We start from the raw sequence: 12,445 nt of genomic DNA, 5'->3' as shown, positions 1-12,445 counted from the left end.
GGGTTCGTTACCGGTGTCCGCGGTTCGCCTGCGTTTGGCGGAATGCCTGTGCGGCAAGGGAATTACTCATCGCTCGAAGAGTGCGAAACGCTACAGCGGACGCGTAAGGGTTTCGTCTCGATTGTGCGGTGGTGGCCGTTCGGTCCGGGTGGTCGTGAGTGGCGATTCGGGTTAGAACCCGAATCGCCACTCACGACCACCTGGACCCACTTATCCACAGCCGGCGCTCCTCGCACCTCGTTCATCCACAGATTCGCGCCGCGCCCTCCATGATCGTGGTCCAGGGGAGATCGTCGAAGGGTGCCTCTACACAAACGCTGGTCGGAGGAATCCATCCCGGCCGAACAACGCCCGAGCTGGCCGGTCCTCCTGGCGGAGCAGCACGGGGTCGTCAACACCCGGCAACTTCGCGCCTACGGCCACTCCGTCGCCGATATAGAAGCCAACCTCGATGCCGGACGCTGGCAACGAGTGCTACCGCGCGTCTATGCGATGTTCACCGGCACGCTCTCGAGGCCGGCCAAGATTCAGGCCGCGCTGAAGTACGGCGGCGGCCATGTGGTCTTGAGTCACCGCACCGCCGCCGAGGAGTGGGGGCTGCTGCCCGTCATCGAAGGCCCGGTGGAGATCACGGTTCCGTACACGTCCTCGGCGGTCTCGTGCCCACCTCTGGTGATCGTGCACCGTTCGCGCGCCCTGCCGCACATCGCGATCAGGACCTCTCCCCCACGGACCCGCATGACCGACACGATCATAGATCTGGCCACCGCACAGAGAACGCCGAAAATGGCGACCGATACCGTGGTCGACCTCGTCAGTCGAAGCAAAGTCTCGTTGGCGGCGATGGAGGATTGCGTGCTCTTCCGGCCGCCTTTCCGCTACCGGCCCGCCATCCGGCACGGCCTCGCGCTTCTCGGCGGCGGACTGATGTCGGTGCTCGAAGTGGAATACAAGGAAGCCGTCGAAGACGCGCACGGTCTCCCGCAAGGTAGTCGGCAAACAGCTTTCGAGGTGAAAGGCAAGGTCCTCTGGGAGGACGTCACCTACGACCCACATGGCGCCGCGGTAACGGTCAGACTCGACGGCCGAGCCACCCACGCGATGGCGGACATCGCCTTCCGTGACCGGAACCGGGACAACGCCGCCGAGCTGGCCGGACGGGCAAGGCTCGTCTACGGCTGGCAGGACGTGCGGAACTCGCCGTGCCAAGTAGCCGCCGAGGTCCGGACGGTCCTGACCCGGGAGGGCTGGGATCCGGCCGGGGCACGGGCGACGACTTGCCGCCGGTGTCGTGAGTGATCGTGCGGTGGTGGCCGTTCGGTCCGGGTGGTCGTGAGTGGCGATTCGGGTTAGAACCCGAATCGCCACTCACGACCCCCGGCACCGACCACGCCACCTTCGCCGCCCCTCAGTAACGACCCAAAGCGCTCACGACCCCCCTACACGCCCGAGCCGCCCTCACGGTTGCCCGGTCACGGCACCGGAATGTTCCGCTCTGGTCGCCCGGACGCGACGGACTTTAGGTTCGATTCGTCGACGATCGCCTGTGGCGTCCGTGAGGGACGGGCGTGCCGGGCGGGACTGGGGAAACACCATGCGAAGAACATCTCTGCGCGCGATCGGAGTGCTGACCGCGGCCTTCACGGTCGCCGGGCTGGCGACCGCCCTGCCCGCGTACGCCGCCACCGGCCCGAACATCAAGGTGACGGCCAAGGCCCAGGAGGGCCGCTGGCTGCCGGGCGACGCCATCCCGATCGAGGTGACGGTCGCCAACATCGGCGACACGACGGCGAGTCAGGTCAGGGGGTACGCCCACAGGGAGTCCGGCGGCTACTTCATCGTCGATGAGACGTCCTGGGGCGACCTCCGCTCCCAGGACGGCGCCACCTACGCACCGGGCGAGAGCAGGACGTACACGACCAAGGGCAGCGTCTACACCCTCAACGAGGGAAATCCGGTGCTCGACATCGAGGTGAGCGGCCCTGGAGAGGCCGACTACTCGGACAACCACAGCCGGATCACCGTCGGGCTGCTTTCACCCGACACCACAGATCGCGTCGCCGGTGTCCTCTATGGCGACCGCAACGAGGACGGCAAGCTCTCGCCCGGGGAAGGTCTCGCCGGCGCGGAAGCTCGTGTGTCCGGTCCGGGTCCGTCCGGGTACCTCACCGCGATCACAGACGCCGAAGGCCGGTTCTCCTTCGATGCCGTCCCGGTCGGCCCCAGCATCTACTGGCACTTCGAGAAAATCCCGGACGGCTGGGTGACCGCGTACCCGCCGAGCCTGCGGCTGGACGGCAGCGGGCAGAACACCGCGCTCGAGAGCAGAGCGATCCGCCCGCTGACGGACTCGCTGAGCGCGAAGATCGCGCTCGACAAGACCACCTACGCGGTGGGCGAGACCGCGACGGCGACGGTGACTCTCACGAACGTTGGCGCCCGCGAAGTCGCCGGCCTTTACGCGGGCTGCGATCCCGGGGGCTACGAGCGGGGCTTGGAAGTCCCGGCAGCCCAGTGGGGTGCGTTCAGTTACGTGAACAAGGCGGGCAAGATCGCTCCGGGACAAAGCGTGGTCCTGAAGGTCGCCGGCACGGTGCCCGCGAGAGCGGGCGCCTTCGGTGAAACCGGGCTCGACTGCTGGTTCGACAACGACAACTCCTTGAGTTCCGGGCCGTATGCCTACCAGAACGCGAAGGTGCCGGGCGCCAGGGCCGATGCCCGCGGTCAGATCTGGTACGACAAGAACGGCAACTACCGGTTCGACACAGGCGAAGGAGCGGCGAACACGACCGTCGCCCTGAGCACGACCGACAAGAAGCTCGTGTCGCTCGCCAAGACCGACGCCAACGGCTTCCTGACATTTCCCAACGTCGCGGTCGGCACCTACCGGTTCTCCATACTAGGACCTTGGCGGATCAACGAATCCGATGCGACCGTCGATGTCATCGCACCGCCCTACAACCCCGGCCAGTGGACCAAGCACGTGGTCCCGCGCTGATCACGAGAAACCGGACGGCCCCGGGGGCGAAAGCTCCCGGGGCCGTTGCCGTACAAGGACTTCAGCCGCCCTGAACGAACTTCGCCGCCAGCCCCTCCCCCACGGAGGTCGCCTTCCCGTGGTTCTCGATCGGCGAGACCTTCGAGTTCTTGAAGCAGATGTAGGTCACGCCCGAGTCGACGCCGCCGTTCTTCGGGTCCGGGTTGATGCCCAGCGCCTTCGCGGTCGCGTAAGAGGCTTCGCCGATGATGTCCTTTGGGCCGGTGTCGCCGATGACGGTGTAGAGCACCTTGTTGTTGTAGATCACCGCGCACGAGCCGGCGCCCTTGAGGCCGGACTTCTCGAAGTTCCACGTGCTGCTGATGCTCGGCACGACGATGTAGGGCGTCTGGTCGGCGATCAGTGCCTTGCCGTCGGAGCGCGGGTACGCGGTGCCGTCCTGGAACCACGGGTCGGTGGTCTTGTTGCACCGCGCGGTCGGCTGCCCGTCGCAGTCGACGTCCATGTCGGCCTTCCAGAACACGGCGCCGCCCGCGTCGCAGACCGCGATGGTGCGGCCGGTCTCGTCGTCGGTCTTGTACTTGCCGTTCGAGATCTGCTTGCAGGCGGTGGTCTTCGCCAGCAACTGCTGGGCGGTCGGGGCCGCCTGCGCCGATGGGGCGGCCACGGCCGTCGCCGCGGGGGCCAGTCCCGCGGCCGCCACCATGGCCGAGAACAGCAGTAGTTTCCGCATACCGAGCACCCCTTAGTTAATAAGACTTCTTTACCGAGGATGCTCAGGATGTCGCCGCACAGGATTCGACTCAAGGGCCGGCGGGGTGTTGTTTTCCTACTATGCAAAGAAAAACGGTCAAAAGCGGGCAAGCCTGGCGACTCGCGCGATGGCCCGTCCCGTTCGGCGGTACAGGCCGTCTCGTTCAGCGAGCACGCTGTCGAGCCACTCCTGGTCGACGTCGTGCCGGACCTCGACCCGCGGCCACAGCCAGCCGTCGCGCGACGCCGCGCCGCCTTCGGTCGTGTAGACCTTCGTCGCGCCGGAACGCCGGAGCCTGCTGAGCACCCGCCGGTCGTAGGCGCCGAACGGCGGCGCGTACGCGCGCACGGGTTCCCCGCTCAGGTCGGCCAGCAGTTTCGGTGCGGTTTCGAGTTCACGCCGGGCGTGCCTGCCGTCGAGCCGCCGCCAGTCGCGATGTTCCCAGCCGTGCGAGCCGATCGACATCCCCGCGTCGACCAGCTTGCGAAGGCCGTCGGCGTCGAGGAAGCCTCGCTGACCGATGCGGCCGGCGAGAGGGAAGAACTCCGCCGTGAGATCGCGCTCCACCAGTCTGGGGAGCGCGATCTCGACGTCGGAGGAGTTGCCGTCGTCGAAGGTGAGCCCGACGTCTTCCCGGCCGGCCACCGTGTCGAGCACTCGCTCGAACTGCTCGACGGTCACCCATGTTTCGTTTTCGCCTGGATCCAGCGCACGCACGGGCCTGCCCACGCCGCCTATCGCCAGGATCACCATCCGCGCCTCATTCGGGACCGAGTCTGTTTCCCGATTAATCGCGTTGGCGAACGGAGTAGTTACACGATCCCGCAAGGTGTCCACGAACGGATTACTTGCGGATCTCCAGGGTGCAGCACTTCGGGCCGCCGCCCGCCTTCCGCAGCTCGGAGATGTCCAGGAAGACGACCTCGTAGCCGCGTTCGGTCAGCCGTGCCGCCAATCCGGTCGCCTCGACCGGCAGGACGACGTTGCGGCCGTCGGACACCCCGTTGAGCCCGAAGCACTCCGCGTCGGCCCGGTCCGCGATTACCGCGTCCGGGAACATCCGCTCCAGCACCTTCCGCGATCCGGCCGAGAACGCTTCCGGGAAGTAGGCGATCTGGGCGGCCGTGGTGTCGGTGGCCTCGGCGAGCACGAACAGCGCGGTGTCGAGGTGGTAGTAGCTCGGGTCGATCAGCCGCAGCGAGACGACCGGGACACCGAGGACCTCCTGCGCTTCGGCGTGCGCGGCCGGGTCGGTCCGGAAGCCGGTGCCGGCGAGCAGGATCTTGCCGGTCCAGGCGAAGTCGCCTTCGGCCTCGTTGATCTTCTCGGGCATGGTGATGTCGCGGTAGCCGTGTTCGACGAACCAGCGGCGGAAGTGCTCGGCCTCGGCGGCGCGCTGCGGGGCGCGGAACCGCGAGCCGAGGACACGGCCGTCGACGACGGTGCCGGAGTTCGCGGCGAACACCATGTCGGGCAGGCCGGGCTGCGCGTCGATCTCCTCGACGGTGTGGCCGAGGCGTCGGTAGGTGTCACGGAGTTCGATCCATTGCGCCATCGCGGTGTCGACGCTGACCGGCACGGACGGGTCCATCCAGGGGTTGATGACGTAATCCACCGCGAAGTACCGCGGCGGGCACATGAGGTAGCGGCGCGTCGTGGGTACACGGGGCTGCTGCTCCAGTTCCGGCATACCCGAAGGGTAAGGCTCACCTAATTCCGCAATCAATCGCTGTTCGCTGCGCATATACCTGCTAAACATTGCGTGTGAACACCATCGACCAGCGAATCGTTTCATGCCTGATGGCCAATGCGAGGTCCAGCTACGCCGACATCGGCAAAGTCGTCGGTCTGTCCGCGCCCGCGGTCAAGCGGCGGGTCGACAGGCTGCTCGAAACCGGGGTCCTGCGCGGCTTCACCGCGGTCGTGGATCCCGAGGCACTGGGCTGGGGCACCGAGGCGTTCGTCGAGATGACCTGCAACGGCAACATCACCCCGGCCCGGATCCGCGCCCGGCTGGAGCCGTTGCCGGAGGTCGTCGCGGCGTACACGGTGTCCGGCGCGGCCGACGCGATCGTCCACCTGCGCGCGTCGGACATCCACCATCTGGAGACCGCGCTGGAACGGCTGCGCGGGCTGGAGATCGTCGACCGCACGGTCTCCACCGTCGTCCTGTCCCGGCTACTGGAACGCCCGCCCACGCCCGAAGCGTGACACCCTCGATCCCGTGACCGATCAGATCCGCTCCAGCCACGACGGCGGCGTCGCCGTGCTCACCATCGACGCGCCGGCGACCCGCAACGCCCTGACCCTCGACCTGTCCGCGCAGCTTGCCGAGGCCGTTTCGCGTGCCGAAGCCGACGAGAGCGTCCACGCTCTGGTCGTCACCGGCGCGCCACCAGCGTTCTGCGCGGGCGCGGACCTGGACACGCTCGCCGGCGCCCGGGAGGACGGGCTGCGCGCCATCTACGACGGATTCCTCTCGGTCGCGCGGTGTTCCCTGCCGACGATCGCCGCGGTCGGCGGTGCCGCCGTGGGCGCCGGACTGAACCTCGCGCTCGCCGCGGACGTCCGCATCGTGGGACCGAAGGCGAAGTTCGTGGCCAGATTTCTCGATCTCGGCATCCATCCCGGCGGCGGGATGACGTGGATGATCCAGCGGCTCGTCGGCCCGCAGAAGGCCGCGGCGATGACACTCTTCGGTGAGGTCGTCGGCGCCGAAGCCGCTGTCGAATCCGGGCTCGCGCTCAAGCTCGTCGACGGGGATCTGGTCGAGGCCGCCCGTGAACTGGCGAAACCCGCCGTCGGCGCTCCGCGCGACGTTCTTCTGGCGACGAAGCGCACGCTTCGGCACACCGCTTCACTGACCGACCATTCGGCCGCCGTCGACGCCGAGATCGAGCCGCAGCTGGCGTCACTCACCGCGCCCGCGTTCGCCGAACGACTGACCAGGTTGCGAGCGGCCATGACCGGCCGATGACCGTTCCCCGACCGGACTTCACTACGCTTGAAGGAGATACGGCTCACAATCGAGGCGTACCGCTAACCGTTACCATCGGTAACAGATAAACCGGGAAAGCCCCGCTCAGCGACGAGCTCAGGCCACTCGAGAAGTAGGTCCAGGCCATTTTTAGGGGATCCTGGGAAGTGTGCCGAGGACTAACCTCGGGACATGGCACCTGTGACCTGGCCGACATCGCCGGGCGAGGCACCGGATCTCCGGCACGGCCGGGGACGACGCACGTCGGGAGAGAGGGAATCCCTGACCTATGAGCACGAGTGCGAACGGCAACGGCTCCTTGTCGGCCGTCAGGCCGACCGAGGTCGCCAAGCTGGACCGGGTGGTCATCCGGTTCGCCGGCGACTCCGGTGACGGCATGCAGCTGACGGGCGACAGGTTCACCTCGGAAGCGGCCGCGTTCGGCAACGACCTGTCGACCATGCCGAACTTCCCCGCGGAGATCCGCGCGCCCCAGGGCACCATCCCGGGCGTCTCGAGCTTCCAGGTGCACTTCGCCGACTACGACATCCTGACGCCGGGCGACCGGCCGGACGTCCTGGTCGCCATGAACCCCGCCGCGCTGAAGGCGAACCTCGCCGACGTCCCGTCGGGCGGGACGATCATCCTCAACACCGACGAGTTCACGAAGCGGAACCTGGTCAAGGTCGGTTACGACAACGACCCGCTCGACGACGACACCCTTTCGGCCTATCAAGTCCACCGGGTGGCCATGTCGACGTTGACCAGGGGCGCACTCGAAGAGACCGGACTGTCCAAAAAGGACGCCGAACGCGCGAAGAACATGTTCGCGCTCGGGCTCCTCTCCTGGATGTACCACCGGCCGACCGAAGGCACGGAACGGTTCCTGCGCGAGAAGTTCGCGAAGAAGACCGACATCGCCGAGGCCAACATCCTGGCCTTCCGCGCCGGCTGGAACTACGGCGAGACGACCGAGTCGTTCGCGACGACGTACGAGGTCGCGCCCGCGAAGCTGAACCAGGGCACGTACCGCCAGATCACCGGGAACACCGCGCTGGCGTACGGGCTGGTCGCCGCCGGGCAGCAGTCCGGCCTGCGGATCCTGCTGGGCACGTACCCGATCACCCCGGCGTCGGACATCCTCCACGAGCTGTCCAAGCACAAGAACTACGGCATCCTCACCTTCCAGGCCGAGGACGAGATCGCCGGCATCGGTGCGGCGCTCGGCGCCTCCTACGGCGGTGCGCTGGGCGTCACCTCGACGTCCGGGCCCGGTGTCGCACTGAAGTCCGAAGCCATCGGTCTCGCGGTGATGACCGAACTGCCGCTGGTCGTCATCGACGTCCAGCGCGGTGGCCCGTCGACCGGCCTGCCGACCAAGACCGAGCAGGCTGACCTGCTGCAGGCGATGTTCGGCCGCAACGGCGAATCCCCGGTGCCGATCGTCGCGCCGCTGTCCCCCGCCGACTGCTTCGACGCGGCGCTGGAGGCCACCAGGATCGCGCTGAAGTACCGCACGCCGGTCTTCCTGCTCTCGGACGGCGCGATCGCGAACGGCTCGGAGCCGTGGCTGATCCCGGACGTCGAGGACCTGCCGGATCTGCGCGTGGAATTCGCCACCGAACCGAATGCCGAGGACGGTTCCGGGGAATTCTGGCCGTATGTACGCGATCCCGAGACCCTCGCCCGGGCGTGGGCGGTGCCGGGCGCGGCCGGTCTGCAGCATCGCATCGGCGGGCTGGAGAAGGCCGACAAGACCGGCCACATCTCCTACGAGCCCGACAACCACGACAAGATGGTCCGCCTGCGCCAGGCCAAGATCGACGGCGTCGACGTCCCCGACCTCGTCGTCGACGACCCGAGCGGCGGCAAGGCACGGGTGCTGGCGCTCGGCTGGGGCTCGTCCTACGGCCCGATCGGCGCCGCGTGCCGCCGTGTCCGCAAGGACGGGATGCCCATCGCGCAGGCGCATCTACGGCATCTCAACCCGTTCCCGGGCAACCTCGGTGACGTACTCCGTTCGTACGACACCGTCGTCGTCCCTGAAATGAATCTCGGCCAGCTTTCGATGCTCTTGAGGGCCAAGTACCTCGTCGACGTGAAGTCGTACACGAAGGTCGCCGGAATGGCGTTCAAGGCCGAGGAGCTGCAAGGCGTGTTCACGGAGATCATCACCAGTACGGAGGGGACGAAGTGACCGCGATCGACCTGGGGATCCCCACCCTCGGCGGCCTGGACCTTGTGCCGACCGAGACCGAACCGCAGAAGGCGAAGGACTACAAGTCGGACCAGGAGGTCCGCTGGTGTCCCGGCTGCGGGGACTACGTCGTGCTCAACGCCGTGCAGTCGTTCCTGCCGACGCTCGGCCTCAAACGCGAGAACATCGTGTTCATCTCGGGTATCGGCTGCTCGTCCCGGTTCCCGTACTACCTGAACACCTACGGTATGCACTCGATCCACGGCCGGGCGCCGTCGATCGCGACCGGGCTCGCGACCGCGCGACCGGATCTGTCGGTGTGGGTCGTCACCGGTGACGGCGACGCGCTGTCCATCGGCGGCAACCACCTGATCCACGCGTTGCGGCGCAACGTGAACATCAAGATCCTGCTGTTCAACAACCGCATCTACGGCCTCACCAAGGGCCAGTACTCGCCGACGTCCGGGCCGGGCATGGTCACGAAGTCCACCCCGATGGGCTCGGTCGACACCCCGTTCAACCCGCTTTCGCTGGCGATCGGCGCCGAGGCGTCGTTCGTGGGCCGCGCGCTCGACTCGGACCGCAAGGGCCTGACCGAGGTGCTGGAGGCCGCCGCGAAGCACCGCGGATCCGCGCTGGTGGAGATCTACCAGAACTGCCCGATCTTCAACGACGGCGCCTTCGACGTCCTCAAGGACAAGGACGAGGCCGCGAGCCGGCTCATCCCGCTGAAGCCCGGCGAGCCGATCAAGTTCGGCCCGCAGGGCGAATTCGGTGTCACGCGCGGCGGCTGGGCCGGGCTGGAGGTCGGGAAGGTCGCGAACATCGGCGAGGAGAACCTCGTCGTGCACGACCCGACCATCGAGGACACCTCGTACGCGTTCGCGCTTTCGCGGATCGGCGACCAGAACCTGAACCACGTGCCGATCGGCATCCTGCGGCAGGTCGAGCGGCCCACCTACGACGACCAGGCGCGTACCCAGGTCGCCGAGGCCCAGGCCGCCCGCAAGCCCGATCTGCAGGGGCTGCTGCGCGGCAAGGACACCTGGACCGTCGTCAGCTAGTTCCGTAGTGCAATGAAGGGGCCTTTCATAGCAAATTTTGCTATGAAAGGCCCCTTCATTGCGATCAGGTGAGGGGACGGAAGCCCACGCGCTCCGCGTCGGCGGCGGAGCGGAACCAGACCTCCGCGACCATCTTCGGGAACTGCGGCGAGTCCTCGGTGCAGTACCGCAGGGCCGTCACGCTGGCCTTGACCGCGAAGTCGTCGGCCGGACGGCCACCGCCCGGCCGCGGCATCGCCGATCCGGGGCCGAACGGGCCGGGCGGAACGGACTCGGTCACCGGAGCGGCGACCTGCCGCGCGGGCGGGGGCTCCGGCGCCGGCATCGCGTCGCCGGGCTGGACGGCGGGCTCGAACAGCGAGCCGCTCTGCCCACCGGACAGTTCCGGCTCACGACGTTCGATCGCCCGCATGGACGGCTGGATCGGCTGCGGCGGCTCGAAACCACCGCGGACCGCGCCCCTGGGCGTGCGCTTGGGCAGCACCTGGGTGGCTTCGGCCGGCGTCTCGGGCTCCGAGTCGAGGAGCCCGGCCTTCGCTTCTTCGTCGGAACCGAAGGCGTACGCGGGCGCGTGCAGCTCTTCTTCGCGTTCGAACCAGTTGGTCTCGACGGGCGCCTGCTCCGTCTCCACGCGTGACGCGGGGTTGAACAGCGACACCGGCTCCGGCTGCGTCTCGACGCCTTCCGGGTCCAGTTGCATCTCCAGGCGGGACCGGTACGGCCCTTCGCTCGGCACGGGCGGCTGAGGCTCGGGCTCGGGCTCGGGTTCCGGCTCGACGTCCAGCTTCGACGCGGGCTGGAGGTACTCGGTCGCCGCGCTGACGTACGGGTTCTCCGGCTCGGGCTCGGGCTCGGGTTCCGGCTGGGCCGCCGGGATGTACTGCGTCCGCTCGGCCGGGTGCTCCGGTTCGGGCTCCGGCTCCCGGTCCGCCTGGGGCGCCGTGCGGTACTCGGCCTCGTACTCTTCTTCGGGCTCGAAGGTCTGCGTCGGGGTGGCGACGGGCTCCGGCTCCTCGACGGCGTCCTGTGCAGGCTCCTGAGCAGGTTCGGTCCACTGCTGCGCGGGTTCCTGCTCGGTGAGCGTTTCGGGGTACGCGGGCTTCGGCTCCTCGACCGCCGCGAACTCCTCGTCCAGCTCGTCGTGCGACGGCTTCGTGAGGTACGCGGTGCCGCCTGCGACGGCCGCGGCACCCGCGCCGAGACTCACCCCGGCGGGCAGCCGGGACGTCTCGGCGTGCGCGGTGGCCAGCGAGCTTTCCAGCTCACGGATGCGCTTGCGCGCCGGGATCACCAGCACCAGCCAGGTGAGCAGCGCGCCGACGACGAACGCCAGCAGACTCCACAGCCAAACCTGTCCGAAAATGGACATCTAACCTGCCCTTTGTCAATGCGTTCGTGCGACCAGGTAGTCGGCGACCGATTCGCAGGCGTCCCGGGCGGGCGACGCGGGCAGCGCCGCGAGTTCGGCACGCGCCCGACGAGCGTAGTCGGAAAGAGTTTCGCGTGCGCGTTCGAGTCCGGACGAGGCGCGCAGCAGGTCCAGGGCCTCGGCGACGAGCTTGTCGTCGGAGATCGGCCCCGACAGCAGCTCCACCAGGCGCGGGTCGGTCGCCGGGTCGGCCAGCGCGTACAGCATCGGAAGCGTGCGGACGCCTTCGCGCAGGTCTGTGCCCTGCGCCTTGCCGAGCTCGTCCGAGGCGGACGCGATGTCGATGACGTCGTCGGAGATCTGGAACGCCGTCCCGATGATGTCGCCGAAGCGGCGGAGCGCGTCGATGTAGTGGTCGGGCGCGCCGGACATCATCCCGCCGAACCGGCCGGAGGTGGCGATCAGCGAACCGGTCTTCTGCGCGATGACCGTGAGGTAGTGCTCGACCGCGTCGTCGCCGTCGTCGGCGCGGGCCGTCTCGCGCATCTGGCCGGTGACCAGCTCGCCGAAGGTCTCGGCGATGATCCGGGCCGCGTCGGTGCCGAGGTCCGCGACCAGCCGCGAGGCGTGCGCGAACAGGAAGTCGCCGGTCAGGATGGCGATGGTGTTGTCCCAGCGGGCGTTGACGCTCTCCGCGCCGCGGCGCATCGTCGCCTCGTCCATCACGTCGTCGTGGTACAGCGTCGCGAGATGCACCAGCTCGACGGCCGCGGCGGCGGTGACCACCTGGTCGCCCTGCTTCGGCCCGAACTGCGAGGAAAGCAGCGTGAACAGCGGACGGAAACGTTTGCCCCCCGCCTCGACCAGGTGCGAAGCGGCGTCCTCGACGGCCTTGACGTCACTGCGGACGACCTCGCGGAGCAGGGTCTCGACGTCGGCGAGACCCGTCGCGAGCGTGCGCAGGAGCTGCTCGTCGGCGATCTGGAGCCCCACGGACGCGCGCAGGTCCTCGATGGCACCACCTGGGGCAGGTGAAGACACAGACACGTCGGCTCCGCTCTCTTTGACACCGTTCGGGGTTGCTTC

At 68.1% G+C, this 12,445-nt stretch carries 11 protein-coding genes; 6 read left to right on the top strand and 5 right to left on the bottom strand.

The annotated features are described in order from the left end of the window. Nucleotides 1-300 precede the first annotated feature (300 nt). Both DL990_RS06485 and DL990_RS06480 read left to right on the top strand, forming a co-directional pair. Nucleotides 301-1,299 carry a hypothetical protein gene (locus DL990_RS06485; RefSeq protein ID WP_125798159.1) on the top strand — a complete coding sequence of 333 codons (999 nt, stop codon included), beginning with the start codon at nt 301-303 and terminating at the stop codon, nt 1,297-1,299. Nucleotides 1,300-1,594: 295 nt separating this feature from the next. Continuing rightward, on the top strand, nt 1,595-2,998 hold the full coding sequence (locus DL990_RS06480; protein WP_125798158.1) for a hypothetical protein: 1,404 nt from the start codon (nt 1,595-1,597) through the stop codon (nt 2,996-2,998). Between the two features lie 61 nt (nt 2,999-3,059). On the opposite strand, the gene DL990_RS06475 is transcribed toward DL990_RS06480, so the two are convergent. From DL990_RS06475 to ddaH, 3 genes are all read right to left on the bottom strand, one after another. Then, entirely contained in the window at nt 3,060-3,731 is a 672-nt protein-coding gene (locus tag DL990_RS06475) for a glycoside hydrolase family 75 protein (RefSeq protein ID WP_125798157.1), read from the bottom strand. Between the two features lie 117 nt (nt 3,732-3,848). Continuing rightward, nucleotides 3,849-4,505 carry a polysaccharide deacetylase family protein gene (locus DL990_RS06470; RefSeq protein WP_125788731.1) on the bottom strand — a complete coding sequence of 219 codons (657 nt, stop codon included), beginning with the start codon at nt 4,503-4,505 and terminating at the stop codon, nt 3,849-3,851. Nucleotides 4,506-4,596: 91 nt separating this feature from the next. Beyond that, nucleotides 4,597-5,442, bottom strand: a complete 846-nt coding sequence (gene ddaH, locus DL990_RS06465; RefSeq protein ID WP_199746241.1) for a dimethylargininase — start codon at nt 5,440-5,442, stop codon at nt 4,597-4,599. Between the two features lie 74 nt (nt 5,443-5,516). Here ddaH and DL990_RS06460 point away from each other — a divergent pair, with 74 nt between their 5' ends. From DL990_RS06460 to DL990_RS06445, 4 genes are all read left to right on the top strand, one after another. Further along, entirely contained in the window at nt 5,517-5,963 is a 447-nt protein-coding gene (locus DL990_RS06460) for an Lrp/AsnC family transcriptional regulator (protein WP_005151923.1), read from the top strand. A gap of 13 nt (nt 5,964-5,976) precedes the next feature. Further along, the gene (locus tag DL990_RS06455; protein ID WP_125798156.1) at nt 5,977-6,729 is read left to right on the top strand and encodes an enoyl-CoA hydratase; all 753 of its coding nucleotides are present in this window, start codon (nt 5,977-5,979) and stop codon (nt 6,727-6,729) included. A gap of 289 nt (nt 6,730-7,018) precedes the next feature. Further along, entirely contained in the window at nt 7,019-8,926 is a 1,908-nt protein-coding gene (locus DL990_RS06450) for a 2-oxoacid:acceptor oxidoreductase subunit alpha (protein WP_125798155.1), read from the top strand. Then, complete coding sequence (locus DL990_RS06445; protein WP_125798154.1) at nt 8,923-9,990, top strand: 2-oxoacid:ferredoxin oxidoreductase subunit beta; 1,068 nt, start codon at nt 8,923-8,925, stop codon at nt 9,988-9,990. Before DL990_RS06450 ends, DL990_RS06445 begins: the two co-directional genes overlap by 4 nt. 64 nt (nt 9,991-10,054) lie before the next feature. Here the strand turns inward: DL990_RS06445 and DL990_RS06440 are convergent, their stop codons facing one another. Continuing rightward, nucleotides 10,055-11,359 (bottom strand): hypothetical protein, encoded by a 1,305-nt coding sequence (locus DL990_RS06440; protein ID WP_125788726.1) that lies wholly within the window; start codon nt 11,357-11,359, stop codon nt 10,055-10,057. Between the two features lie 15 nt (nt 11,360-11,374). Then, nucleotides 11,375-12,400 (bottom strand): polyprenyl synthetase family protein, encoded by a 1,026-nt coding sequence (locus tag DL990_RS06435; RefSeq protein WP_125798457.1) that lies wholly within the window; start codon nt 12,398-12,400, stop codon nt 11,375-11,377. Nucleotides 12,401-12,445 lie beyond the last annotated feature (45 nt).

The sequence above is a fragment of the Amycolatopsis sp. WAC 01416 genome, assembly GCF_003947485.1.
Classification (GTDB): Bacteria; Actinomycetota; Actinomycetes; order Mycobacteriales; family Pseudonocardiaceae; genus Amycolatopsis.
This window is presented reverse-complemented; position numbering and strand designations above follow the sequence as displayed.

Bases quoted from the DNA above. Each gene is read 5' to 3' on its own strand.
- DL990_RS06480 (WP_125798158.1), top strand. From the start codon at position 1,595: ATGCGAAGAACATCTCTGCGCGCGATCGGAGTGCTGACCGCGGCCTTC.
- DL990_RS06475 (WP_125798157.1), bottom strand. From the start codon at position 3,731: ATGCGGAAACTACTGCTGTTCTCGGCCATGGTGGCGGCCGCGGGACTG.
- DL990_RS06470 (WP_125788731.1), bottom strand. From the start codon at position 4,505: ATGGTGATCCTGGCGATAGGCGGCGTGGGCAGGCCCGTGCGTGCGCTG.
- ddaH (WP_199746241.1), bottom strand. From the start codon at position 5,442: ATGCCGGAACTGGAGCAGCAGCCCCGTGTACCCACGACGCGCCGCTAC.
- DL990_RS06450 (WP_125798155.1), top strand. From the start codon at position 7,019: ATGAGCACGAGTGCGAACGGCAACGGCTCCTTGTCGGCCGTCAGGCCG.
- DL990_RS06440 (WP_125788726.1), bottom strand. From the start codon at position 11,359: ATGTCCATTTTCGGACAGGTTTGGCTGTGGAGTCTGCTGGCGTTCGTC.